Source organism: Rhodococcus sp. IEGM1428 (assembly GCF_050321865.1).
GTDB lineage: Bacteria > Actinomycetota > Actinomycetes > Mycobacteriales > Mycobacteriaceae > Rhodococcoides.
On record NZ_JBNQFW010000002.1, the window covers coordinates 1,052,912 to 1,076,474 of the forward strand.

Annotated in this window: 27 protein-coding genes; 19 read left to right on the plus strand and 8 right to left on the minus strand. The window is 63.6% G+C overall.

The window, feature by feature from the left end:
• Positions 1-50 precede the first annotated feature (50 nt).
• From ACQR3T_RS13555 to ACQR3T_RS13645, 19 genes are all read left to right on the plus strand, one after another.
• Complete coding sequence (locus ACQR3T_RS13555) at positions 51-656, plus strand: TetR/AcrR family transcriptional regulator (RefSeq protein WP_094703791.1); 606 nt, start codon at positions 51-53, stop codon at positions 654-656.
• Complete coding sequence (locus ACQR3T_RS13560) at positions 653-2,155, plus strand: flavin-containing monooxygenase (RefSeq protein WP_428693753.1); 1,503 nt, start codon at positions 653-655, stop codon at positions 2,153-2,155. Before ACQR3T_RS13555 ends, ACQR3T_RS13560 begins: the two co-directional genes overlap by 4 nt.
• Entirely contained in the window at positions 2,152-3,843 is a 1,692-nt protein-coding gene (locus tag ACQR3T_RS13565) for a GMC oxidoreductase (RefSeq protein ID WP_428693754.1), read from the plus strand. The genes ACQR3T_RS13560 and ACQR3T_RS13565 overlap by 4 nt, the downstream gene beginning before the upstream one ends.
• Positions 3,843-4,478, plus strand: coding sequence for a hypothetical protein (locus ACQR3T_RS13570; RefSeq protein ID WP_428693755.1), 636 nt, complete (start codon positions 3,843-3,845; stop codon positions 4,476-4,478). Before ACQR3T_RS13565 ends, ACQR3T_RS13570 begins: the two co-directional genes overlap by 1 nt.
• A gap of 186 nt (positions 4,479-4,664) precedes the next feature.
• The gene (locus ACQR3T_RS13575; protein ID WP_428693756.1) at positions 4,665-6,194 is read left to right on the plus strand and encodes a catalase; all 1,530 of its coding nucleotides are present in this window, start codon (positions 4,665-4,667) and stop codon (positions 6,192-6,194) included.
• Positions 6,195-6,338: 144 nt separating this feature from the next.
• Positions 6,339-6,812 (plus strand): Dps family protein, encoded by a 474-nt coding sequence (locus ACQR3T_RS13580; RefSeq protein WP_032380678.1) that lies wholly within the window; start codon positions 6,339-6,341, stop codon positions 6,810-6,812.
• Between the two features lie 82 nt (positions 6,813-6,894).
• Positions 6,895-7,587 (plus strand): HAD family hydrolase, encoded by a 693-nt coding sequence (locus ACQR3T_RS13585; protein WP_428693757.1) that lies wholly within the window; start codon positions 6,895-6,897, stop codon positions 7,585-7,587.
• On the plus strand, positions 7,584-9,383 hold the full coding sequence (locus ACQR3T_RS13590; protein ID WP_428693758.1) for a glycoside hydrolase family 15 protein: 1,800 nt from the start codon (positions 7,584-7,586) through the stop codon (positions 9,381-9,383). Before ACQR3T_RS13585 ends, ACQR3T_RS13590 begins: the two co-directional genes overlap by 4 nt.
• Before the next feature lie 29 nt (positions 9,384-9,412).
• Positions 9,413-10,213 (plus strand): SDR family NAD(P)-dependent oxidoreductase, encoded by an 801-nt coding sequence (locus tag ACQR3T_RS13595; protein ID WP_428693759.1) that lies wholly within the window; start codon positions 9,413-9,415, stop codon positions 10,211-10,213.
• Positions 10,214-10,222: 9 nt separating this feature from the next.
• Complete coding sequence (locus tag ACQR3T_RS13600; protein WP_428693760.1) at positions 10,223-11,194, plus strand: LLM class F420-dependent oxidoreductase; 972 nt, start codon at positions 10,223-10,225, stop codon at positions 11,192-11,194.
• A 197-nt stretch (positions 11,195-11,391) separates the two neighbouring features.
• Entirely contained in the window at positions 11,392-13,236 is a 1,845-nt protein-coding gene (locus ACQR3T_RS13605; RefSeq protein WP_428693761.1) for an asparagine synthase-related protein, read from the plus strand.
• 37 nt (positions 13,237-13,273) lie between these two features.
• Complete coding sequence (locus ACQR3T_RS13610) at positions 13,274-13,567, plus strand: lasso peptide biosynthesis PqqD family chaperone (protein ID WP_080730710.1); 294 nt, start codon at positions 13,274-13,276, stop codon at positions 13,565-13,567.
• Complete coding sequence (locus ACQR3T_RS13615) at positions 13,564-14,001, plus strand: lasso peptide biosynthesis B2 protein (RefSeq protein ID WP_428693762.1); 438 nt, start codon at positions 13,564-13,566, stop codon at positions 13,999-14,001. Before ACQR3T_RS13610 ends, ACQR3T_RS13615 begins: the two co-directional genes overlap by 4 nt.
• Before the next feature lie 147 nt (positions 14,002-14,148).
• On the plus strand, positions 14,149-14,268 hold the full coding sequence (locus ACQR3T_RS13620) for a keywimysin-related RiPP (protein ID WP_141216059.1): 120 nt from the start codon (positions 14,149-14,151) through the stop codon (positions 14,266-14,268).
• 49 nt (positions 14,269-14,317) lie between these two features.
• Positions 14,318-14,437 carry a lasso RiPP family leader peptide-containing protein gene (locus ACQR3T_RS13625; RefSeq protein WP_121872028.1) on the plus strand — a complete coding sequence of 40 codons (120 nt, stop codon included), beginning with the start codon at positions 14,318-14,320 and terminating at the stop codon, positions 14,435-14,437.
• Between the two features lie 57 nt (positions 14,438-14,494).
• Complete coding sequence (locus tag ACQR3T_RS13630; RefSeq protein ID WP_256978825.1) at positions 14,495-14,617, plus strand: hypothetical protein; 123 nt, start codon at positions 14,495-14,497, stop codon at positions 14,615-14,617.
• Between the two features lie 59 nt (positions 14,618-14,676).
• Complete coding sequence (locus ACQR3T_RS13635; RefSeq protein WP_254925625.1) at positions 14,677-14,799, plus strand: hypothetical protein; 123 nt, start codon at positions 14,677-14,679, stop codon at positions 14,797-14,799.
• Between the two features lie 109 nt (positions 14,800-14,908).
• Positions 14,909-15,904, plus strand: coding sequence for an ABC transporter ATP-binding protein (locus ACQR3T_RS13640; RefSeq protein ID WP_428693763.1), 996 nt, complete (start codon positions 14,909-14,911; stop codon positions 15,902-15,904).
• Positions 15,894-16,721: an ABC transporter permease gene (locus tag ACQR3T_RS13645; protein WP_428693764.1), complete on the plus strand. Its 828-nt coding sequence runs from the start codon at positions 15,894-15,896 to the stop codon at positions 16,719-16,721. The genes ACQR3T_RS13640 and ACQR3T_RS13645 overlap by 11 nt, the downstream gene beginning before the upstream one ends.
• A gap of 10 nt (positions 16,722-16,731) precedes the next feature.
• Here the strand turns inward: ACQR3T_RS13645 and ACQR3T_RS13650 are convergent, their stop codons facing one another.
• The 8 genes from ACQR3T_RS13650 to ACQR3T_RS13685 all read right to left on the minus strand — a co-directional run bounded on the left by ACQR3T_RS13650 (position 16,732) and on the right by ACQR3T_RS13685 (position 23,418).
• A complete protein-coding gene (locus ACQR3T_RS13650; protein WP_428693765.1) occupies positions 16,732-17,397 on the minus strand; it encodes a response regulator in 666 nt (221 codons plus the stop codon).
• A gap of 34 nt (positions 17,398-17,431) precedes the next feature.
• Positions 17,432-18,652, minus strand: a complete 1,221-nt coding sequence (locus ACQR3T_RS13655) for a sensor histidine kinase (RefSeq protein ID WP_428693766.1) — start codon at positions 18,650-18,652, stop codon at positions 17,432-17,434.
• Between the two features lie 78 nt (positions 18,653-18,730).
• Complete coding sequence (locus ACQR3T_RS13660; RefSeq protein ID WP_428693767.1) at positions 18,731-19,099, minus strand: hypothetical protein; 369 nt, start codon at positions 19,097-19,099, stop codon at positions 18,731-18,733.
• A 25-nt stretch (positions 19,100-19,124) separates the two neighbouring features.
• On the minus strand, positions 19,125-19,880 hold the full coding sequence (locus tag ACQR3T_RS13665; protein ID WP_032380020.1) for an ABC transporter permease: 756 nt from the start codon (positions 19,878-19,880) through the stop codon (positions 19,125-19,127).
• Complete coding sequence (locus tag ACQR3T_RS13670) at positions 19,877-20,623, minus strand: ABC transporter permease (protein WP_032380021.1); 747 nt, start codon at positions 20,621-20,623, stop codon at positions 19,877-19,879. Before ACQR3T_RS13670 ends, ACQR3T_RS13665 begins: the two co-directional genes overlap by 4 nt.
• Positions 20,620-21,522 (minus strand): ABC transporter ATP-binding protein, encoded by a 903-nt coding sequence (locus tag ACQR3T_RS13675; protein ID WP_428693768.1) that lies wholly within the window; start codon positions 21,520-21,522, stop codon positions 20,620-20,622. The genes ACQR3T_RS13670 and ACQR3T_RS13675 overlap by 4 nt, the downstream gene beginning before the upstream one ends.
• An 82-nt stretch (positions 21,523-21,604) precedes the next feature.
• Positions 21,605-22,279: a response regulator gene (locus ACQR3T_RS13680; protein ID WP_032380023.1), complete on the minus strand. Its 675-nt coding sequence runs from the start codon at positions 22,277-22,279 to the stop codon at positions 21,605-21,607.
• Positions 22,276-23,418 (minus strand): sensor histidine kinase, encoded by a 1,143-nt coding sequence (locus ACQR3T_RS13685; protein WP_032380024.1) that lies wholly within the window; start codon positions 23,416-23,418, stop codon positions 22,276-22,278. The genes ACQR3T_RS13680 and ACQR3T_RS13685 overlap by 4 nt, the downstream gene beginning before the upstream one ends.
• Positions 23,419-23,563: the final 145 nt, after the last annotated feature.

The window sequence follows — 23,563 nt, forward strand, 5'->3', positions numbered from 1 at the left end:
CCAACCGAAACTTAAAGTCAGGCTGGACTGTTTGTTGTTTTAGCGCTACTGTGCGAAGTGTGACTACCGACACAGGATTGAACGACGCCGAGCCGACCGGGCGGCGTACGCAGGCCGAGCGCACCGCGGGAACCCGCGCGAAGTTGCTCGACGCCGCGATCGACTGCCTCGTCGAACTGGGCTTCGCCAAGACCAGCACGCAGGAAATAGCGCGGCGCGCCGGTGTGTCTCGGGGAGCTCAGCTGCACCACTTTCCGTCCAAGGAGTCGTTGGTGATCGCGGCCGTCGAGCACCTGGTCGACCGCAGGCTCTCGGAGATCCTCGAGGCCGAACCCGATCCGGCGCGAGGACCCGAGATTCTCGCCGACGCGTTCTCCGGGCCCCTGTTCTACGCCGCCCTCGAACTCTGGGTAGCGGCTCGTACCGATCCGGCGCTGCACGAGGCGATGATCCCCCTCGAACGACGCGTCGCCGAGGCCATTCAGGGTGGTGCCCAGATCGTCATGGGTAGCAAGATGTCGCCCGAATCCATCGAGCTCAGTGTCGAACTCGCCCGCGGCCTGGCCGTCTCGGCGCTGTTCCGTACTCCCGAGGCCGACGCGCAACTGCGTGAACGGCTCCTTCCGATCTGGTCCGAAAAGGTGATGACGTCATGAGTCTCGAGCAGCGCGTGGACATCCTCGTCGTCGGAGCCGGGTTCGCCGGTCTGGCGGCGGTGGCGAAGATCCTCGCCGCAGATCCGGCCGCCGACGTCACCGTCATCGAGCGTGCATCCGATGTGGGCGGCACGTGGCGAGACAACACCTACCCGGGGTGCGCCTGCGATGTGCCCACCTCGCTCTACTCGTTCTCGTTCGCGCCGAGCCCCGAGTGGAGTCATACCTTTGCGCGCCAGCCGGAACTGTTCTCCTACCTCAAATCTGTGGTGGAGCGGCTGGGACTGCAGCGCAGGATCATTACCGACTGCGAATTACAGAGCGCTACGTGGGATTCCAGCACCTCGCGGTGGTCGGTGCAGACGTCGAAGGGCGCAACGAGCGCGCGGGTGCTGGTCGCAGCCACCGGAGCGCTGTCGACCCCGAAGATTCCGGACGTGCCCGGTATCGACACGTTCTCCGGCACCGTATTCCATTCCGCCACGTGGAATCACGAGCACGACCTCACCGGTGAGCGCGTCGCCGTCATCGGCACCGGAGCGTCTGCGGTGCAGTTCGTCCCCGAGATCGTCGACCGCGCGCAGCGCCTCACCGTCTTCCAGCGCACTCCAGCCTGGGTCATCCCGCGACTCGATCGCACCATCGGCCGGCTCGAAAGAACGATGTACGAGAAGATTCCTGCGGCCCATCGCGCAGTACGCGGCATCATCTACGGCTACCGTGAGGCCTACGTGACGGTTCTGGCCGACAATCCGTGGATGCTGCCCGCGGTGAAGGTCTTCGCGAAGGCGAACCTGAAGCGGCAGGTCAAGAACCCCGCGACGCGGGCCGCTCTGACCCCCGACTACGCACCCGGCTGCAAAAGGCTTCTGCTGTCCAATGATTGGCTCCGGACGCTCGACCGTCCCGACGTCGATCTCGTGACGTCTGGCCTGACGTCGGTGACCGAGAACGGCGTGGTCGACGCCTCGGGTCGCACTCACGAGGTGGATACGATCATCTTCGCGACGGGGTTCACTCCCACCGAGCCGCCGGTGTCGCATCTGTTGCGCGGCAACGACGGTCGCACCCTCGCAGAACGTTGGGGCGGTAGCCCGCAGGCGCACCTCGGTACCACCGTCGCCGGGTTCCCGAACCTGTTCCTGATGTACGGCCCCAACACCAACCTCGGGCACAGCTCCATCGTGTACATGCTCGAGTCGCAGGCCAACTACGTGGTCTCCGCGCTGAACGAAATGAAGGATCGCAGGATTGCGGCCGTCGAGGTCAACGAATCGGCTCAGCGGCAGCACAATACGTGGGTCGACTCCGCGCTCGACGGCACCGTGTGGAACGCCGGCGGCTGCTCGAGTTGGTACCTCGACGCCAACGGTCGCAACTCCACGATGTGGCCGACCTACACATTCCGGTTCCGCAACAAGACCCGATCGTTCGACACCTCGAACTATCGACTCGTCTCCGACACTCGTGAATCAGACAAGAAGGCGGTTTCCGCATGAGCGACTACGACGTACTGATCATCGGCTCCGGTTTCGGCGGCAGCGTTGCCGCGCTGCGGGCCGTCGAGAAGGGCTACCGGGTGGCAGTTCTCGAATCCGGTCGCCGATTCGAGGACGACGAACTGCCCAAGACCAGCTGGCGGCTACGTAAGTACCTGTGGGCTCCGGCGTTGGGTTGCTACGGCGTGCAACGTATCCACCTGCTGCCCGATGTGCTGGTGATGGCAGGAGCCGGCGTGGGCGGTGGCTCGCTGAACTATGCGAACACGCTGTACCAGCCGCCGGCGAAGTTCTTCGAGGACCCGCAGTGGGGTTCGATCACCGACTGGCAGCGCGAGCTGAATCCGTACTACGACCAGGCGCGTCGGATGCTCGGCGTCGAGACCAATCCCACCATCACCGCCTCGGACAAGGTGATGAAGGAAGTGGCCGAGGACATGGGAGTGGGGGACACGTTCACCTCGACGCCGGTGGGCGTGTACTTCGGGGACCGCGGCAAGACGGCACCCGACCCGTTCTTCGGTGGTGCCGGGCCCGAGCGGACCGGCTGCACCGAATGTGGATCGTGCATGACGGGTTGCCGCGTCGGCGCGAAGAACACACTCGTCAAGAACTACCTCTATCTGGCCGAACATGCAGGCGCGCATGTTCTTCCGTTGACCACGGTTGTCGACGTGCGGCCGAACGGCGCAGGCTACGACGTGGTGACGCGTCGGACCGGCGGGAAGCTGCGCCGCAAGGAGAAGACCATCACCGCCGATCAGGTCATTTTCTCGGCCGGCACCTACGGCACGCAGAAGCTGATGCTCGCAGCCAAGGAGAAGGGTTCGCTGCCGCGATTGTCGGACAGGATCGGCTCGTTGGTGCGTACCAACTCCGAGGCGGTGCTCGCCGCAACTGCGCGCGGCCGTGAGGTCGACTACCACGAGGGTGTGGCGATCACGTCGTCGTTCCATCCCGACGACCACACTCACATCGAGCCGGTGCGATACGGCAAGGGCAGCAACGCGATCGGACTGCTGCAGACGGTGCTGAGCGACGGCGGCGGCAAAATGCCCCGAGTGCTCAAGACCCTCGGAGTCGCTCTCCGCCATCCCGGCGCTGCGGTGCGGAGCCTGTCGGTGCACCGGTGGTCGGAGCGAACCGTCATCGCGTTGGTGATGCAGACCGACGACAACTCACTCGAACTCGGATCGAAGAAGGGCCCGTTCGGCCGCCGGCTCACCAGCAGGCCCGGTGCGGGCGATCCACCGCCGCAGTGGATTCCGCAGGGGCACAAGGCGATCAGGTTGCTCGCCGACAAGATCGGCGGCGACCCGGGCGGGTCGATCGCCGAGATCGTCAACATACCGATGACCGCACACTTCCTCGGTGGCTGCGCCATCGGTGACTCGCCGAAGACCGGTGTGATCGACGGCTATCAGCGTGTGTACGGCTACGACGGATTGCATGTGCTCGACGGCTCGGCCGTCAGCGCCAACCTCGGGGTCAATCCGTCGCTGACCATCACCGCGCAGGCCGAGCGTGCAATGGCGTTGTGGCCCAACAAGGGTGAGCCCGACAAGCGCCCCGCGGCGGGTAGCGAGTACCAGGAAGTTACACCCACACAGCCGGTCCGCCCGGTGGTACCGGTGTCCGCGCCGGGTGCGCTGCGGCTTCCGTTGACCGTGGTGGGGAGGGACTCCTGATGTGGAGCGTGCCCGAGTCCGAGACCGAGCGCACCGACTGGCCGGTCAGCCCTGCAGCACCGTGGCCGGCGAATGTCCGGGCCACGATCTGGTGGCATCGAGCACGGTCGTCGGAGTTCGGTCCGTCCGGAGCCGCAACCCTGCCGATCACGATGGCCATGGTGGTCGATTACGTGACGTCACCCGTCGGCCCGTACCGCGAGATTCTGGCGAGCCCAGTTCTGCGCCGAGACGTCGGTCGCACTCCTCGGATGGCGGTTCCGTTCATCGCCGTCGATTCCGCCACGTCCGTACACGGCGGTAGGACCAACTGGCACCTGCCCAAGGTGCTGGCCGAGTTCGACGGCGAAGTCTTGGGAAAGGCCGGGGTGACCAGCGGCGAGTGGTCGGTGCACACCGATTCTCGCGGCTACGGACCGCAGTTTCCGATGCTCGGGTCCATCGGATTCGCGCAACCGGTCGACGGCGGCTCGGCCGTCGGTATCGCTCGTCTGAAGGGTAAGGCCAGGTTGGCCCGGGTCCGGGTGGAAGCGACGGGACCGACGTTGAGCCGCTGGATGCCGTCGGGCACCTATTTCGGCCTGCAGATCGTGTCGGGGTCGATGCGAACCGGTGAAGCGCTGTTGGTGCCCTGAAAGCCGCTCTTTTCTTGACTTAGTCCAGATTGATGGCATGCTGAAAGCCGGAGGCGTCGCCGCGTCAGGGGTTTATGTCGCAGCCCCGCGAGGCATTCTCCCCAACGAAGCGGTCCAGCGTCCGGCCGTTCAGTGCGTCCCCGGGACAGCCCTCCCGGTTTTACTCCAGCCATCAGGAGGCTTCGTATGACCAAGCCGATCAATAAGCCCACCACCAGCAACTCGGGTATCCCCGTACCCAGCGACGATCAGTCGCTCACCGCCGGAACGCAGGGTCCGATCCTCCTGCACGATCACTACCTGATCGAGAAGATGGCCCAGTTCAACCGTGAGCGGGTCCCGGAGCGCGTCGTGCACGCCAAGGGCGCAGGCGCGTTCGGTGAACTCGAGATCACCGGAGACATCAGCAAATACACCAAGGCGAAGGCTCTGCAGCCCGGTGCCAAGACCGAGATGCTGGCACGCTTTTCCACGGTCGCGGGCGAGCAGGGCAGCCCCGACACCTGGCGCGACCCGCGTGGTTTCTCGCTGAAGTTCTACACCGAAGAAGGCAACTGGGACCTGGTCGGCAACAACACCCCGATCTTCTTCGTCAAGGACCCGATCAAGTTCCAGGACTTCATCCGCAGCCAGAAGCGCATGCCCGATTCCGGCCTCCGCGACAACAACATGCAGTGGGACTTCTGGACCCTCTCGCCCGAGTCGGCACACCAGGTGACCTGGCTCATGGGTGACCGCGGCATTCCGAAGTCGTTCCGCCACATGGACGGATTCGGTTCGCACACCTACCAGCTGATCGCCGAGGACGGCACGAAGACCTGGGTGAAGTTCCACTTCAAGACCGATCAGGGTATCGATTTCCTGACGCAGGACAAGGCGGACGAGGTCGCGGGTACGTCACCCGACCACCACCGTCAGGACCTCTTCGGATCCATCAAGAACGGCGACTTTCCCAGCTGGACCCTCAAGGTGCAGCTCATGCCGTACGACGATGCCGAGAACTACAAGTACAACCCGTTCGACCTCACCAAGGTCTGGTCGCAGAAGGATTACCCGCTGATCGAGGTCGGCAAGATGACCTTGAACCGCAACCCGGAGAACTTCTTCGCTCAGATCGAGCAGAGCTCGTTCGAGCCGTCCAACACCGTGCCCGGCATCGGCTTCAGCCCCGACAAGATGCTCCTCGGCCGTGTCTTCTCCTACGCCGACGCGCACCGCTACCGCATCGGAGCGAACTACGCGCAGCTGCCGGTCAACGCCCCGAAGTCCGAGGTCAACTCGTACTCCAAGGACGGCAACATGCGGTACTCGTTCAACTCCCCGGAGACGCCCGTCTACGCCCCGAACTCGTTCGGCGGCCCATCGGCCGACTCGAACAAGTACGGCGACGACGGAGCGTGGGATTTCGAGCCTCGTTTTGTGCGCACCGGGTACATCGAGCACCCCGAGGACGGCGACTTCGTGCAAGCGGGAGCCTTGGTCCGTGAGGTCATGGACGACGCGCAGCGTGAGCGTCTCGTCGGGAACATCGTCGGACACGTCCTCAACGGCGTCAGCGAGCCCGTCCTGAGCCGGGTGTTCGAGTACTGGACCGACGTCGACCCCGAGCTCGGCAAGAAGGTCGAGGAAGGTGTTCGGTCGCAGCAGAACGAGACCGCACCGACCACCGGTGCCGGCGCAATCGACGATCCGTCCGACGAGGCCGCGAAGGTCTGATCCGGCCGATCCTGGGATCGGCGTCACAGCGATGATGGCGTCGATCCGGAACAACGTGAGTCCACGTGCCGTTGTGTAGTACAGACGAAAGAACAATAATGGTGTGCGATGCATACCGTCGTCCAACGGCAGGGAGGCCACATCATGACGAACCCCATCACCAGCACCCTCGACGCAGGCCAGCAGAAGATCGCGGGCGACGCGCTTCAGGGAACCGTGGTCGATCTCATCGACCTCTCGCTCATCGCGAAGCAGGCGCACTGGAACGTGATCGGCAAGAACTTCCGCTCCGTTCACCTCGAGCTCGACGAATTGGTCACTGCTGCACGTGAGTTCACCGATCAGGCGGCCGAGCGTGCCACTGCTATCGGCGTCAGCCCCGACGGCCGTGCAGCGACCGTGTCTTCGACCGCAGGCACCAAGGGCTTCGGTGCAGGGTGGACTCAGGACAGTGAGGTCGTACCGGCCGTTGTCGACAACATCGCTGCTGTGGTCGAGCGCCTTCGCGGACGCATCGCCGATACCGGCGAAGCCGATCCGGTGACGCAGGACCTGCTCATCGGCATCACCGCGCGACTCGAGCAGTTGCACTGGATGTGGCAGGCGCAGGCCAGCTGACGTTTCTTTCCACCCGACAGGCCCCTCGCACACAGCGGGGGGCCTGTTGTTTGCGTGCACCACCCCCGGGTATCCGAGAACCATGCGTGTTTCGAACCCCACCGTCGGGGCTGTTCTGTTCGACATCGACGGAACTCTCGTCGATTCCAATTACGTGCACGTCGACGCTTGGTCGCGCGCGTTTCGTGAAGCCGGGCACGAAGTGCCGTCGTGGCGTATTCATCGCAGCATCGGGATGGACGGGTCGAAGTTGTTGGAGGCCCTTGTCGGCTCGTCCGACAGTGCGGTGGCGCAGGAGGCGAAGAAGCTGCACGGCGAGTACTACGCCGACGCCTCGTCCGATCTCGAAGTGCTCCCGGACGCCCGTGAACTGTTGGCGGACTTGAATACCCGTGGACTCACCGTCGTGCTGGCCACATCCGCCCCCGAGAGCGAGCTCTCGACTCTGCGTGATCTGCTCGACGTCGAGGACTCGGTTGCCGTTGTGACGTCCGGTGAGGACGCCGAGGTGGCCAAGCCTGAACCCGACATCGTCGCGGTTGCGCTGGGGCGTGCCGGTGTTCAGGCGGAGCGTGCGGTGATGGTCGGCGACAGTGTGTGGGACATCGAAGCGGCCGGACGTGCGGGAGTACGCGCCATCGGTGTGCTGAGCGGTGGCATCTCGCGCAGTGAATTGCTCGACGCGGGAGCGGTAGCTGTGTTCGACGACCCCGCCGATCTGCTGGCCAACATCGAGACCAGCCCCATCTACTCCGACGAAAAGGCAAGTGCTTGAGCGAGTTCCGTAAGCCGCACCCCAGGGTCGACGGCTACGTCCCCATCGAGAGCTACGGTGCGATCGGCGACGGCCGGACCGTGGCGATGATCGCCGACGACGGCCGCATCGATTGGTTTCCGGTTCCGAATCTCGATTCACCCCCTCCGTTCGCGGCGCTGCTGGACGCGCCACACGGCGGCTACATCAAACTCGCGCCGCGGGACGAATTCACCGTCGAGCGTGAATTCGTTCCCGGCACCAACGTTCTCAGTTCCACGTTTCGTACCGACGCCGGCACCGTACGCATAACCGACTCGCTCAACACCGGCGTGGCCGGTCGGTTGCCCTGGGTGGAGTTGGCACGTCGCGTCGAGGGTCTCGACGGCAGCGTCGAGCTGACGTGGGCGGTCGCGCCGGGGACCATGCTCGGGATCGCCTCGCCGTGGGCGTACGACACCGAACACGGCACCGTCCTGCGCGTCGACGGATTGACTTTGGCGGTAAGGACATTGGGCATAGAGGACGTGCAGCTCGCGGACCGCGACATCAGCGGTGTCTTCACCACTCACCCGGGCTCTCGGCACGTACTCGGTGTGGTGGGAACCGAGAACGAACCGCTGCCGCTGCCGGATCCGCAGCACCTCGACGAGGGAATCGACCGGACCATCGCCAATTGGCGTGTGTGGTCGGACGAGTTCTCGTACCAGGGCCCGTGGTCGGAGCACGTCGCTCGCAGTGCGCTGGCACTGAAGTTGTTGCTGCACAGCCCGTCCGGTGCCATTGCTGCCGCCGCGACAACATCACTGCCCGAGAACCGCACCGGTGGCAAGAACTGGGACTACCGCTACGCGTGGGTTCGCGATGCCGCGTACACGATTCGCGCCCTGCAGCGGTTCGGTCTTCGTGAGGAGATCCATGCTGCGGTGGCGTGGCTGCTGAAAGTCATCCGATCCAACGATCCCTTGGTCAACGTCTTCTACACCCTCGGCGGCGAATTGCCCGGCGGGACCGAGCAGCCCGACGTGCCCGGCTGGCGAGGCATCGGGCCGGTGGTGAACGGTAACGCCGCGGCGGATCAACTGCAGTTGATGATCTTCGGGGATCTGTTCTCGATCATCCGGCAGTACGTGGACGCGGGGAACATTCTCGACGCGCAGACCGGTCGCCTGCTGGCCACCATCGCGGACGAGGCATGCGATTCGTGGCAGCGCAAGGACGCCGGAATCTGGGAGCTCGAGGACGAGCAGCACTACACCAGCTCCAAGCTCGGTTGCTGGCAGGCGCTGGACTGCGCCGTGCACCTGGCGGAAGCCGGGGAGATCCCGGGCATACCGGATCGATGGAAAGCCGAGAAAGAATGCATTCGGCGTTACATCGAAACCGAATGCTGGTCCGACGAGCGGCAGGCCTATCTCGCGTACCCGGGTGCCGACGGACTCGACGCATCCGTGTTGTTGGCCGCCGAGATGGACTTCGATCGTGGAGAACGACTCTCGTCGACCATCGATGCTCTCGTCGACGAGCTCGGTGCCGGGCCGCTGATGTATCGCTACAGCGGAGTCGCACAGGAAGAAGCGACCTTCGTGGCCTGCGCCTTCTGGCGGGTGTCGGCATTGTCGTGCGTCGGCCGAGACGACGAGGCCACAGCTCTGATGGACCAGCTGGTGGAGCTGTCCAACGACGTCGGGTTGTACAGCGAAATGATCGATGCTTCGGATGGGTCGTTTCTGGGTAACTTCCCGCAGGGCTTGAGCCACCTGGCCCTGGTGAACGCGGCGCTGACCATTGCGCGCTCGCACGACGCCACAGCCTGACAACGACCACGAACGCAAGGTGGGATTTCATGGATTTGGGAATCGACGGTAAGACAGCACTGGTGACCGGAGCAGACTCCGGTATCGGCTGGCACACCGCGAAAATGCTGCTGGCCGAGGGTGTTCGGGTTGTGATCAGCGACAAGGATCAGACCTCGCTCGACGACGCAGCAGCGCAGCTCGAAGCGCCCGATGGGCAGTTGTTCGCATTCGCTGCGGACGTGACCGACACTCAGGCCGTCGAAAATTTGGCGGCGCAGACACAGCGGGCCGTGGGCGACATCGACATCCTCGTCCAGTCTTCGGGAGTGACGGGCGCGCAAGGGCTGTTTCACGAGATCGACGAGGAGGGGTGGCGGTCCACCCTCGACATCGACCTGATGGGTCCCGTCCGGCTACTGCGGGCATTTCTGCCGGCGCTACGACGTGGTGGTTGGGGACGCGTCGTGTTGCTGACCTCCGAGGACGCCGTGCAGCCGTACGACGACGAATTGCCCTACTGCGCAGCCAAAGCCGGCGTGTTGGCCCTCGCCAAGGGACTCTCGCGCAGCTATGCGTCGGAGGGATTGCTGGTCAATGCCGTCTCTCCCGCGTTCATCCACACCCCGATGACCGACGCGATGATGGACAAGCGCGCCGAGGAGAAGGGCACCGACCGCGACGGTGCCATCGAGAGCTTCCTCGACGAGGAGCGTCCGTACATGGAGCTGGGACGTCGAGGTGAGCCCGAGGAAGTCGCCGCGGTGATCACGTTCCTGTGTTCGGATCGCGCGTCCTTCGTCAACGGATCGAACTACCGAGTCGACGCCGGTTCCGTCGCAACAATTTAGGAGAACATCATGACCAATTTCGGATACACGTTGATGACCGAGCAGAGCGGCCCGAAGGAGCTGGTGAAGTACGCCGTCGGAGCCGAGAAGGTCGGCTTCGACTTCGAGGTCAGCAGCGACCACTACTCACCGTGGCTCTCATCCATGGGTCACTCGCCCTACGCGTGGACGACGCTGGGCGCGGTGGCTCAGGCCACCGAGCGCGTCGAGCTGATGACGTACGTGACGTGCCCGATCATCAGGTACCACCCGGCCGTCGTCGCACAGAAGGCAGCCACGCTGCAGATCCTGGCCGACGGACGCTTCACCCTCGGCCTCGGCAGCGGGGAGAACCTCAACGAGCACGTCGTGGGTGAGGGATGGCCGTCCATCGACAAGCGTCAGGACATGTTCGTCGAGGCACTCGAGATCATCAGGGCACTGCACGCCGGTGGCTTGGTCACCTACGAGGGCAAGCACTTTCGCGTCGACTCCGCGCGGATCTGGGATCTGCCCGAGGGTGGCGTGCCGATCGGTATCGCCGCCGGCGGTGAGAAGGCGGTGGCGCGGTTCGCCGAGTACGGCGATCACCTCATCGCCACCGAGCCGGATGCCGACCTCGTCAAGGCGTGGTCGGACAACCACGAAGGTCCGGCGCGCTCCATCGGACAGATCCCCATCTCCTGGGATCCGGACAAGGGCGCTGCCATCGATCGCGCACACGATCGATTCCGCTGGTTCGCCGGTGGCTGGGCCGTCAACGCCGATCTGCCGACGACGGCGGGATTCGCCGGAGCCACCAAGTTCGTGCGGAAAGAAGATGTGGCCGACACGATTCCGTGTGGACCGGACCTGGATGCCATCGTCGAGGCTGTGAAGCCGTACTGGGAGGCCGGTTACACCGACATCGCCCTCGTGCAGGTGGGCGACGAGACCCAGGAGCGCTTCCTCGCCGAGGCCGCAGGCCCGTTGTTGGAGAAACTGCGCGCTGCGTCCAGCTGAGCTGCTCCGGTAGCTGAACAACCCCGACCGATTCCTTCGGCCGGGGTTGTTCGCGTCGGGCGGTCCTCCCACGGTATGACTCCGCGTCCGTCCGTCGCAGGACTGAAATCGTCGGCAAGCAGGACGCCACGAGAGTTCCCACGCGGCAGAGTGGTTCACATCGAACGAGCCGAACACTCACCGCAGGGAGGCGGACGATGAACACGCGAGATGCTGTCGAGGCGGGTGGCCGCTCTTTTTTCGTGGCGCTACCCGATACGCCCCGCGCAAGCGCGTTGGCGGCCCGGTTGGCGCAGGTGTCGACCACTCGGATCACTCACGACTCGGGGCGTCCATGGCTTCTCGGGCATCTCACGACCGACCGACTCGTCACCGCACAGGTTGGACGTACGACGGTCGCAATCGTCGGCAGGTCCGATGCGACGGAGTCCCGGCTGCGGAGACTTGCCGAGGACATTTCGGTACCGGCACAGGCGGCAACGGCAGCGTCGAACTTTCACGGGAGTTACACGACGATCGTGTCGGTCGATGGACAGATCTACGCCAGCGCCGCGGCAATGGAGACCCGCAGAATCTGGTCTGCGCGCATCGACGGTGTGCTGGTACTGAGCGACCGCGCCGATATTCTGGCCGATCTGGGCGAGTTCGACGTCGACCCAGCGGCCGTCACCATACGACTACTCGGCACCATGCCGCACCCACTCGATCGTGTCCCGTTGTGGACGGAGGTCGAACCACTTGCCGGAGACCGATACATCACCGTCGACAGAAACGGCGAGCGAAGCCGGACCGGAACGTGGTGGTACGCGCCGCAGGCCGACACCTCGAGGTCCGATGGTGCCGTGCTGTTCAGATCGGCGGTGGAGGGTTCGGTTCGAGCTCGCACCGCGCCCGGAGATCCGGTGGCCTGCGACCTGTCCGGGGGGCTGGATTCCACTCCGCTGTGCTATTTCGCAGCACAAGCGCAGCAGGGTGTGCTCGCTCGCACTCTCTTCAACGACGACCCGGGTGGACGCGAGGATCTCCACTGGGCTCGCCGGGCGATCAAGAGCATGCCCGGAGTGCATACCCACGAGGTCACCTCCACGGACGACATGCAGGATTTCTACGAGGGTGTCGACAGCCTGGATGTTCGACTCGACGAGCCGACGCAGGCCGCGACCGCCGGGCCGCGGATCGTACGAATGTTGGCCGACGATCGCCGCAAGGGAATCCGGACGCATATCACCGGTCTCGGAGGGGACCACATTTTGCGCGGCGTCAATGCGTGGGAGCACACGATCGTACGGGCACGTCCGTGGGTCGGGTGGAACAGAGCCAGGGCGCAGCACATTCCAGCGGGAATCGGAGTGCTGACGACCTTGCGAGAGTTGGCCGATCGGCGCACGTACCGACAATGGTTCGCCGACACGATGCGTGCAGCACTGGCCGGAGCTCCCCACCCCGAGATACCGCGGATGAACGATTGGTCCAGTCCTCCCGCTGTGCCGCCCTGGCTTACGCCGCATGCTCGCGAATTGCTTCGGAGCAAGGTCGATTCCGTGCTCGAGGCAGCAGAGCCACTGGACCGAACCGTTGCCGGGCACATCGATCTGTATTTCGCTCGCGATGCTGCCCGACTGATCCGCGGCACAGCACAACTGGGACAGCCGTTCGGAGTGTCCTACGACTCGCCTCTGCTCGACGATCGAGTGGTGGAAGCTGCCCTTGCAGTTCGACGCGACGAACGCGATACCCCACTCGAATGGAAGCCCCTGATGAAGGACGCGATGCGCGGATTGCTACCGAACGACTATCTGATGCGAACGAACAAGATCGGCGGCGGACCGCAGTCCGTACGCGGGTACGCCCGCCACTACGGACGACTGCTGGAGCTGATGGACGACGCACGACTGTTCGATACCGGGCTGGTCGACCGAACAGAATTTGTTGCATCGACGTCGCCTCGAGCTCGTGAGGTACCGGTCGGACATGTTCACCAGGCTATCAATGCCTCGGTATTCCTTGCGGCTCAGCGAAATCGGACCGACGTAACTGTGTGATCGATCCATCCCGGCTCTATCGACAAAGGAGAAACCTATGTTCTGGAGGACCAAGGACACTGCTGCGCAGCGAAACTCGGGTCGATCCAGCAGGACGAGGCACCTCGACACGGTGGCAACCGAGTACGGTCACGTCGTTCTCGACGGTGCAGCCGGCCGGTACTGGCACCTCAACGACAGTGCGCTGATCGTGTCACGTTGCCTGCGTGAGGGTGGCAGTCGCGAGGACGCGGCCGCGGCGTTGGTCGACACGTTCGCCATCGACCCGGCACTGGCGAGACGCGACGTCGACGCTGCCTACCGTCAACTCGAAGGGGTCGGTCTGCTGTGAGTGACGTCCTGCCCCACATTCCTTCGACCCTCGGTCCGCTCCCCACTCTCGGCATCAAGGCGAGCGTCGGAATCGCCAAGGGCCTGAGTCGATTGCCTCCGAATGTCCTGCGTTCGTTCCTCGAACGGATCGCAACCGGCGCTCGGCCGGCGACGTACGAGGAGGCTCGTCTGGCTCGCGATTCAGTCCTGACCGCCAGCCCCTACAGCAGAGGTGGATCGGCTTGTCTGCCTCGCTCCCTCGCGACAGTGTTGGTGTGCCGTGCACGAGGCACGTGGCCGCAATGGTGCGTGGGCGTGCTCTCGTCGCCGCCGTTCACTGCCCATGCATGGATCGAGGTCGACGGAATGATCGTCGATGAGCCGATGGCCAAGTCCGACTTCTCGACCTTCTTCTCCGTCTCCTCGAAATCTGCACTGCAGCAGTCTGTGTGAGCTGGAGCTCCAGGCTGCGCCCCATGAACTCGGGACGCCGGACGTCGACCGCGACGTCGACCGCCGTCGATCCCGTACCGGAGGACTCGATACGGGCCCCGGAGTGAATCGACCGATCCCCTGAGTATGCGAAAGGAGGTGTGACACATGACCGAGGATTACCAAGCCCCGACCATCGTCGACCTGGGTAGCTTCCAGGACGAGACAGGTTTCGGCATCGGTGGCCAGGCCGAGGGCTGGAACCCGATCGCCGATCGCAAGAACTGACACCGGATCACAGAAGCTCGACCGGACAGAATCGAAAGGAAATACCGCCATGATCAAGGATTACGAATCTCCCGCTGTCGTCGACCTGGGTAGCTTCCAGGACGAGACCGGTTTCGGTATCGGTGGCCAGGCCGAGGGCTGGAACCCGATCGCGGATCGCAAGAACTGATTGTCGACGCCGCGAACATCGCCGCCTGATCACCCACGGAAAGGAGGTGTAACGCACATGTCGAAGGCATACGAAACACCTGCTGTTGCAGATCTGGGCCGCTTCCAGGACGAGACCGGAGAGTTCATCGGTCCGCACACCGAGGCAATCCTGCCGTTCGAGGATCACTCCAAGGAGTGAATTCGTCAGTTGCATAAGGCTATTCGAGACATCTCTACAATTCAGCGAGGAGTTCCATCGTGAACAAGGCATACGAAACACCTGCCGTTGCGGATCTGGGCCGTTTCCAGGACGAGACCGGAGAGTTCATCGGTCCGCACACCGAGGCGATTCTGCCGTTCGAGGATCACTCCAAGGAGTGACACCGCACCCGGTACGGCGACCCGGCACGATCATGTGCCGGGTCGCCGGTCCGGGATCCGATTCCGAGTCGTACCGAACTGTTGTGGCAACAACGTAGAAGGAGCGTCGATGACGATGGCACTGCACGGGCAGTCGAGCGACTCCGTTGGCACATCCGTCTACCCGAACCGATCCGACGTACCGGCTCTCGAGGCCAGGGACGTTCGGATGCGCTACGGGTCGATCGATGTGTTGACCGGGGTCGATCTGCGTGTCGAGGCGGGCGAAGTGGTTGCATTGCTCGGGCCGAACGGCGCGGGTAAGACGACCACCATCGAGATTCTCGAGGGAATTCGCCGCCGGTCGAGTGGGTACGTGCGTGTGTTGGGAGTCGATCCCGCCCACGGCGACGAAGAATGGCAGTCGCGCATCGGTGTCGTGTTGCAGTCATGGCGTGATCATCGTCGGTGGAAAGTTCGAGAGTTGTTGCTGCACTTCGCACAGCATTATCGGGTACTCGGGCCGTCGGGTGGCCGACTGCCATACGATACGGACGAGTTACTGGATGCTGTCGGTCTGACCGACCGAGCACAGACCAAGGTCGGTCGACTCTCCGGAGGCCAACGGCGTCGTCTCGACGTCGCGATCGGACTCGTCGGAAATCCCGAACTGTTGTTCTTGGACGAACCGACAGTCGGGTTCGATCCCGAAGCGCGCCAGGACTTTCACGAACTCATCGGGTCCATCACCCGCACGCGGCGAACGGCCGTCGTACTGACCACCCACGATCTGGTCGAGGCCGAGCTTCTCGCAGATTCGGTGGCGATTCTGGTAGATGGACGTGTCGTCGCGCGTGGAACCACCGAGCAGCTCGCCCGCCGGTACGCCTGGGGTACCGCGGTGTCGTACCGGCTCCGTGGGCGTTCGCAGATGGCGACGGTCGACAACGCCACCGAGTTCGTCCGTGAACTGTTGGCCTCGGGGGGCTCCGACGTGACCGATCTTGTCGTCCGGCCACTGAATTTGCAGGACGCCTACCTGCACATGATTCGAAGTGCCGATCCCGTTGCCGCGGAGCTCGATCCGAGTCCAGATGAAGGAAAGGTGCTCTTCCATGCTCATTGATACCGTTCGTCTCGGTCTCGGCCGCGGGCTGATCGAATTCAGACAGAGCCTTACCCTCGTCCTCAACTACATCTTCTTTCCGTGCATCGCTCTGATCGTGATGTATTTTCTTCGAGGAGTGGAGGTGTCGGGCTCCGGAACCTCGCTCGGTAGTTTCGCCATCCCCGGAGTGCTCGCGATCAACGTGCTGTTCAGCGGACTGATGGGGTTGGCCACCAACCTCATCGCCGAGCGGGAGGACGGAAGTCTGCTGCGCGTGAAATCTTTGCCCTACGGTATTCACACCTATCTCGTCGGCAAGATCAGCAGCCAGGTGGCCCTGACGTTCATCACCTTCTGCGTCGTATTGATCGGAGCGAGTGTGCTGTTCGGGCAGTTCGTCTCGGCCGATCCGATCGAACTCGCCCACCTCGTGTGGATTCTGCCCCTCGGCATGATGGCTACTCTGCCGTTCGGAGCGATCCTGGGTTCGCTCGTCAAGAACCCGCGGAACCTGAGTTTCGTATCGCTTCTGCTGATGGCTCTGGTGAGCGTGTCCGGTGTGTTGTACCCGCTGGCGAACCAGGCGTCCTGGATGCAGGCGATCGGACAGGCGACTCCGCTCTACTGGCTGGGCCAGGCCCTGCGCGCTGCTCTCCTCGGTGATGCCGCAGCCGCCTCGGAGATCGGTGGGCGGTGGCACCTGGCCGAGACCGCATTGGTTCTCGGTGCTTGGAGCGTCGTCGGATGCATCGCGGCGGTGTTCGTGCTCCGGCGCGCGGCACGGCGCGATGCGGGTGCCAAGATATCCGGAGCCGTCTCCTCGCGTGCCGAGTGATCACACTCCGTCAGTCCGAGACCAAACCCGCAGTGTGGGCGAACACCACGCATTGAATTCGGTCGCGAACATCGAGTTTGCGCAGTACCCGCCCCACGTGTGTCTTGACGGTAACCTCCGCGATGAACAGCTTGTCCGCGATTTCCGAATTGTTCAGTCCCTGTGCAATTGCCTCGAGTACGTCACGTTCGCGGTCCGTCAGCGACTCCCAGCGACGCCGAACGGAATCGTCGGCGGGACTACCGGCGCGTTGCGGGGATACCGAGCACAGCAGTTGCCGAGTCATTTGCGGCGAGACGACCGCAGTGCCCCGGTGAGTGGCCTCGATGGCAGACAGAAGCGCATCGGGCGGAGTGTCCTTGAGCAAGAATCCGCTCGCCCCCGCCATGATGGCGCTGTACGCCAGGTTGTCCACCGCGTATGTCGTGACGATGAGGATCTTGGGAGGCGCGTCGAGTTCGAGGATCCGCGCAGTGGCGTCCACTCCGTTCAGTCCGGGCATGTCGATGTCCATCAAGACCACGTCGATTTCACCCGGCAAGCTCTCGACCAGGGAAACTGCGTCGATCCCGTTCGTTGCTTCGCCGACGACGGTGGTTCCGCTGCCGGACTCGACGATCATTCGCAGCCCAGCTCGGAACAGTTCACTGTCGTCGACGATGACAGTGCGAATCATTGTCCCCCCGAAAGATCGAGTCAGCTGATGGCGATCAGTTGTTTCTGGTGCGAACATACCGGTTGTTCGAGCTGCGATCGTCGGAGCTGAGAGGAATCGTGGCCCGAACGACGAATCCGCCGTCGGGCGGCGACCCGGCGAACAGTGTTCCGCGCAGGGAATCGACGCGCTCGCGCATACCGAGTAGCCCGAAGCCGTCCGTAGTGCACACTGCGGCACCCACTTCGGCAGCCGACCCGTCACCGTCGTCACTGACTTCGACTTTTACGTTCTCCGCGGTGACGTCGACCGATGCAGTCACCTTGGTCACCGAGGTACCGGCATGTTTGCGAACGTTGGTCAACGACTCCTGCACGATTCTGTAGACGGTTTCCTGCACCGTTGGCGGCAGCTCGCAATGACGGCCCTGCACAGTCAAATCCGTGGCGACGGTATCGGACGCGGCCGATTCGACCAGGAACTCGAGATTCGACACGAGGGGCGAGGTGCGCGTCATGTCCGCTGGTTCGTCTCGGAGCAGCTTGAGCAACTTTCGGAACTCGGAAAGCGAATCACGACAATGGGTGTTGATCATGCGGAGCGAATTCTTGTGTTCTTCCGCCAGTTCGGGGGATGACCGCAACGTTCCCTCGGACATGGTGAGGATGCCGGCCAGACTGTGTGAGATCACGTCATGAAGGTCGCGCGCGATGCGGGCACGTTCTTCTGCTGCGGCTATCTGCGCCAAATGGTCCTGCTCGCGTTCGAGTTGGTCGGCACGGGTACGCAGAGTTTCGTCGTGCACACGACGTAAGGCGGTATGGGTGCCCCACAGACACACCGCGACGGTCGTCGTCCCTATGGCCGAAAGCGGCACTGCAGATGCTGCGAACGTCTCACCCCACCGGATCGCGGCAATTACCGCGCCCGCTACGACGGCTGTCGCACACAGCAGTGCCGCACGGCGTGGGGCGTGTGCTGCCACCGCGTACACCCCGGCCAGCAACATGAGATTCGCCGGGATCGGGCCGAAACCTTCGATCAACTGGACGGTGCCGGCAGCCGACATCACGGCGAAGGACCGGAGCGGATAGCGATGCGCGAACAACCATGGCAGACACAGGCCCAGTGCAATGGCCATCAAGAGAACTGTCGTCGTACCGCGCCAGTACCCGCCTATCGAGACGGCTCCCGTATAGGAGAGGATGCCGAAGCAGAGAACACCGCGTCCGATGGCTCGGACGCGGTGTTGCTCGGATCCAGTGGTGAGCATCATGCGGCGATGATAACGGGACCAGGTGGTCCGTAGTGTTTCGAGCAGGCCCCACGGATCGATCGCCGAGACGTTGTCGGATCAACTGGAGAAGATGTTGCTCACTGCGTCGTGCAGCTCACCGTACTGAGCGATCGACGGATTCACCACGAAAAAGATCCACAGGGCGGCCGCCGCCACAGATACGCACAGCACGATCATCGACAGGACGAATCCCGTGCGCGCCACCCCGGTTGCAGTGCGTCGCGTCGCCCGCCACCCCAGAACGACTCCGGTTGCGGCGAGCGCGACCGGGACGAAGCCGGCGAACGGAAAGATCACCAGCACGGGTGTGAGAAGGAACGCGAGCAGTGCTGCGGTGAGCGAAGCGGCACCGCGCCCGTCGGGGCGCTGATGCGTGCGCCCCGGTTCGGTGTACTCCGTGCGAGTGATAGTTCGATTGTCGGTCATGGTCGATTCTCCTTTCTCTGCGATATCACTGAACGTGAATGTCCTTGCGGTCGAGTGCCCTGCCGGTCAGTGCGACGACTACGACAGTGAGCAGTGCCGTGGCCGTCAGGACCGACAATGCGGCTCCGGTGGTCAGCGAACCCGAGTCACCGAAAGTGCCGGAGGCCAGTTGGGTTGCGCGAGTTGCCAGGGCATAGGGCAAGACGAAGATTGCCTCGGTCACCTCGGCGGTGAGGAGGAACACCGATATACCGGCCCCGACGAGAGCGAGGGCAATCGGCACCGCAAACGACCTGATCGCCATCGACAGACCGGATTGCAGAGCCGCCACCGGTAGCGACCCCACCACGACGAGTGCACTGGTCGCGAAGAGCTCGGAAGGAAGCATGCCGTCGAGTGAGAAGACCACCTTGCCGAGAACGACGACCGCTGCCAGCATGACGATGTTCATGACCGCGGTCAGCGTTGCCACCACAGCCGTCTTGGCGATCACGATGCGCGTCGACGGAACCGGCCCACTCATCAGGGCATTCCAGTTCCCTCCTCGGTGTTCGGATTTCCACGCCAGCGAGGCCAGTACGGCAACGCCGAGTGCGAGTGGGAACAGGCCGTAGAACACGACTGTGCGCAACCACAATGTGCGCCATCCCCCTGCCAACTCTGCGCCCGACGCGATCGTGTTGAACGTTCCGACCCCCGCGATGATCAGAGGGAGGAGAACGACGACCGCCCATGCCTGCGAGCGCCTGAGCTTGATCATTTCTGCTGAAAACGCATTCATGCTCGTACCTCCTGTCGATCGAGTCGAACGGTCATGAGCCAGAACAACACTGCCCCGACAACTCCGAGAGCGACGATGCTGGCGTACGACGGGTTCAGTGTCACCACCTGCTCGCCTCGGTAGTCGGCGGCGGACGCCAAGGAGTAGTACCCCCACGGCGTCAGGTGTGCTGCCCAGGAAGGGAATCCGGAAGCGCAGATCGCGATGACGGTACCCACGATGCCGATTCCCAGCGCGACCAGTTGGTTGTCCACTCGCGCTGAGATCAGCAGGTGCAGACCGAGTATCACCAGGTTGGCCGTCACCGCCGCCGCCGTGTAGCCCAACCACAGGCCGGCAGGCAACGGTTGGGTCACCCCGATGGCGGTCCCCAGAAATACACCTGCAGCGCTGGCCGCCACCGTCGCGCCACCGACGACGAGGCCCGTGGAGACGAGCTTCGCCCGCACGAGGGCTCCGCGGTCGGCTCCATTGGTCTGGTTCAGTAACCAGCCGTTGGACTGGTGCTCGACTTCCACTGTGCGGCTTGCCATCACTGCGATCAGCAGTGGCGACGCGATGGGGACGGCAAGAGACAGACCGGCCAGTGGCAGTGCCCAGGAGACCGCGGTCGAATCGTTCGACGTCGCCGCAGTGAGAGCGCCGACGAAGGTCAACCCTACGATCGCGGCGACCAACAATGCGGCGATCGCGCCGATGTGCAGGTGCCTTAGTTTGGCGAATTCGTTGCGTACGGTCGTCACAATCGGCCACCCTTCGTCAGATTCATGAATACGTCTTCGAGCGACTGATCGTCGCGCCGAACGCCGTAGACGCCTGCGTTTGCGCCGACGAGTTCCGCCACCACGTGTGCGGTACCTCGATCGTCGATGCCGGACAGCCTCAACGTGTGGTCGTCGACCTGCACCGGGATCTTCTGTTGCAGAACCGAACTCGCGCGGCTGGGATCGATCGCGTCGATGAGCACGTCCGGAGTGGAGGCGGCGAACAGCTCGTCGCGGGTGCCTTGGAAAATCAGGCGGCCCTGGCTCAGGATTCCGAGCATGTTCGCCGTCTTGTCGATCTCGCCGAGCAAATGGCTCGAGACCATCACTGTCACACCGTGTTCGGCGAGATGACGGAGCAAGCCGCGGATCTCTTCGATTCCGGCCGGGTCCAAGCCGTTGGTGGGCTCGTCCAGGATCAGAAGTTGTGGTTCGCGCGCGAGTGCCATCGCAATGCCGAGGCGCTGTTTCATTCCCAGCGAGTAGTTCTTGACCTTCTTGTCGAGGTGTTCCTGCAGACGGACGGTGGCTACTGCCCGCTCGATCTGTTCGGCGTGCAGCCCGAGAGAGCGCTGCACGATACGAAGGTTCTCCGCACCCGTGAGATGTCCGTATCCCGGTGGAGATTCGATGAGTGATCCGATGTGTGAGAGCAATTCGCGGCGGGTGCCGTGATTCATCGGCCTACCCAGGATCTCCACCTCACCCGAGGTCGGTCGAATCAGGGACAGCAGCATTTTCATGGTCGTCGATTTGCCCGATCCGTTCGGACCGAGAAAGCCGTAGACGCAGCCCTCAGGAATGCGAAGGTTCACGTCGTCGACGACGGTATGCGTGTCGTAGCGCTTGCCGAGGCTGTGAGTTCTGACGATGTCCATACCCCGACTGTTCCGCATTCGGCCTGGAGAATCGTCCGCCTGCAGGAGTATTTCGGAGGGTATACCCAGGTATACCCTGCCTTCAGCCGCCGGTACCCGGACCGACCAGTCCCGACTCGTAAGCGGCGATCACTGCCTGGGTGCGATCACGTACCCCCAGCTTGGACAATATGCGTCCCACGTGGGCTTTCACGGTTACTTCCGACACCGCGATCGCAATGGCAATCTCCGCATTGGACAGCCCGCTCGAGAGGTGGACCAGGACTTCACGTTCACGTGGAGTCAGATCGGCGAGTTGTTCGGCAGAGGTGGACACCGGTCGCGCGCGGGGTGCGGGAGCGGAAGTGAAATGCTCGATCAAGCGCCGCGTGGTGCTCGGGGCGACCACCGAATCTCCCTCGTGCACATGCTGAACCGCCGATATCAGCTCGTCGATCGGAGCGTCCTTGACGAGAAAGCCACCGGCACCGGCTCGAAGGGCGTCGAACACGTACTCGTCGAGGTCGAAGGTGGTCAGTATCAGTACTTTCGAGTTCGTGGCTTGCACGATTGCACGGGTTGCTTCGATGCCGTCCATCACCGGCATTCTGACGTCCATGAGAACGACGTCGGGGTTGGTCGCCCGAACCACGTCGATGCCTTCGCGTCCGTCGGCAGCTTCGCCGACTATCCGCACCTCGGCGCGCGAGCCGAGCACCAATTTCAGGCCGGCTCGCACGAGGTTCTGATCATCCACCAGCACAACCGATATCGTCACCGTACCGCCTCGGCGGGTAGTGAGACCGCGACGTGGAATCCGTCCGCGGTCGGGCCTGCGTCGAAGGTGCCGCCCTGCGCGAGAACCCGCTCCCGCATACCCATCAGCCCCCACCCGGACGCGGACGACGAGTCGGTTCCGCGTCCGTCGTCCGCGACGGTCAACTCGATCGTCGCCGGTCCGTAGTTCAGATGCACTCGCACGGCTCGAACCTCCGGTCCCGCGTGTTTGCCTACGTTGGTCAACGACTCCTGAATCACACGGTAGATCACCAGCTGCAGACCGGGCGGCAACTCGACGGGCTCGCCCGTCACGCGATAGTCGACCGGAATGCCCACCGCCCGCGATCGCTCGACGAGCGCGTCGAGCTGGGCGACACCCGGTGCAGGTACCCGGTCGACCGGATCGTCGGAATGCAGAACCGTGAGCATCGACCGCATCTCGGTCATTGCTTCTCGCCCGGTGTCTCGAACGGTCTCCATTGCCGCGGCGGCCGCATCGGGATCCTGCCGGACGGTGCCTGCGGCACCCTCCGACAACAACACGATCGCGCTCAGGCTGTGGGACACGATGTCGTGTATCTCGCGGGCGATCCGGGTTCGTTCGGCCGCGGCAGCGTCCCGTTCCACCTGCTCAGCGCGGAGCTGCAGGCTGTGGACGTACTCGTTGCGGACGCGTGCCAGCATTCCGGTCAGCCACGCGATCGCCACGATCAGCACCAGCAGCCCTACGTCACCGAAGGACATGCTGTACCGCTCCATCGACGGCATGGTCATCGTGATCGTCCACACCGCCACCGCGACGGCCGCAGGAATCGAGTTCGACGGCGGCCGACTCCGAGCGACGGCGTGCAGAGCGGGAACGAGCATCACATCTGCGACCAGCAGCTCCACCCCGAGCGCGAGTTGCAGATAGGCGGTCGCCACAATCACCGAGAACATCGACAAGGGGCGACGGCGATGGAAGACATACGGCAGACACAGTCCGACCGGCAGTGCATATGCAATCCAAGAGACCGCACTGTCAGGGACCGCGAATCCCTGCACGGGCAGGTTGTAGGCAAAGACCGCAGCCGCGACAGCGCAGTCCAGAAACCTGTGATTGCTCCGGCTCGACCGGGCACCATCGATCACCGTCATCGCCCGATACCGTACTGGACAAGCGCATTCGGGTCACGTCGCAGCGAGCCGGAAACTACGACACCTCCCGTCGACGCGGCTCTTTACGAGCCCCGTCGCTGCCTTTCCCGCCACTGACGGGCCGTGCGGTTCGGGCAGTGCGCAG

Excerpts from the sequence above, each read along its gene's own strand:
- ACQR3T_RS13630 (WP_256978825.1), top strand. The coding sequence starts at position 14,495 with ATGTCGAAGGCATACGAAACACCTGCTGTTGCAGATCTGGGCCGCTTC.
- ACQR3T_RS13620 (WP_141216059.1), top strand. The coding sequence starts at position 14,149 with ATGACCGAGGATTACCAAGCCCCGACCATCGTCGACCTGGGTAGCTTC.
- ACQR3T_RS13570 (WP_428693755.1), top strand. The coding sequence starts at position 3,843 with ATGTGGAGCGTGCCCGAGTCCGAGACCGAGCGCACCGACTGGCCGGTC.
- ACQR3T_RS13575 (WP_428693756.1), top strand. The coding sequence starts at position 4,665 with ATGACCAAGCCGATCAATAAGCCCACCACCAGCAACTCGGGTATCCCC.
- ACQR3T_RS13580 (WP_032380678.1), top strand. The coding sequence starts at position 6,339 with ATGACGAACCCCATCACCAGCACCCTCGACGCAGGCCAGCAGAAGATC.
- ACQR3T_RS13675 (WP_428693768.1), bottom strand. The coding sequence starts at position 21,522 with ATGGACATCGTCAGAACTCACAGCCTCGGCAAGCGCTACGACACGCAT.
- ACQR3T_RS13610 (WP_080730710.1), top strand. The coding sequence starts at position 13,274 with ATGTTCTGGAGGACCAAGGACACTGCTGCGCAGCGAAACTCGGGTCGA.
- ACQR3T_RS13600 (WP_428693760.1), top strand. The coding sequence starts at position 10,223 with ATGACCAATTTCGGATACACGTTGATGACCGAGCAGAGCGGCCCGAAG.
- ACQR3T_RS13645 (WP_428693764.1), top strand. The coding sequence starts at position 15,894 with ATGCTCATTGATACCGTTCGTCTCGGTCTCGGCCGCGGGCTGATCGAA.
- ACQR3T_RS13585 (WP_428693757.1), top strand. The coding sequence starts at position 6,895 with ATGCGTGTTTCGAACCCCACCGTCGGGGCTGTTCTGTTCGACATCGAC.
- ACQR3T_RS13560 (WP_428693753.1), top strand. The coding sequence starts at position 653 with ATGAGTCTCGAGCAGCGCGTGGACATCCTCGTCGTCGGAGCCGGGTTC.
- ACQR3T_RS13595 (WP_428693759.1), top strand. The coding sequence starts at position 9,413 with ATGGATTTGGGAATCGACGGTAAGACAGCACTGGTGACCGGAGCAGAC.
- ACQR3T_RS13655 (WP_428693766.1), bottom strand. The coding sequence starts at position 18,652 with ATGATGCTCACCACTGGATCCGAGCAACACCGCGTCCGAGCCATCGGA.
- ACQR3T_RS13640 (WP_428693763.1), top strand. The coding sequence starts at position 14,909 with ATGACGATGGCACTGCACGGGCAGTCGAGCGACTCCGTTGGCACATCC.
- ACQR3T_RS13625 (WP_121872028.1), top strand. The coding sequence starts at position 14,318 with ATGATCAAGGATTACGAATCTCCCGCTGTCGTCGACCTGGGTAGCTTC.
- ACQR3T_RS13605 (WP_428693761.1), top strand. The coding sequence starts at position 11,392 with ATGAACACGCGAGATGCTGTCGAGGCGGGTGGCCGCTCTTTTTTCGTG.
- ACQR3T_RS13650 (WP_428693765.1), bottom strand. The coding sequence starts at position 17,397 with ATGATTCGCACTGTCATCGTCGACGACAGTGAACTGTTCCGAGCTGGG.
- ACQR3T_RS13565 (WP_428693754.1), top strand. The coding sequence starts at position 2,152 with ATGAGCGACTACGACGTACTGATCATCGGCTCCGGTTTCGGCGGCAGC.
- ACQR3T_RS13660 (WP_428693767.1), bottom strand. The coding sequence starts at position 19,099 with ATGACCGACAATCGAACTATCACTCGCACGGAGTACACCGAACCGGGG.
- ACQR3T_RS13665 (WP_032380020.1), bottom strand. The coding sequence starts at position 19,880 with ATGAATGCGTTTTCAGCAGAAATGATCAAGCTCAGGCGCTCGCAGGCA.
- ACQR3T_RS13685 (WP_032380024.1), bottom strand. The coding sequence starts at position 23,418 with ATGACGGTGATCGATGGTGCCCGGTCGAGCCGGAGCAATCACAGGTTT.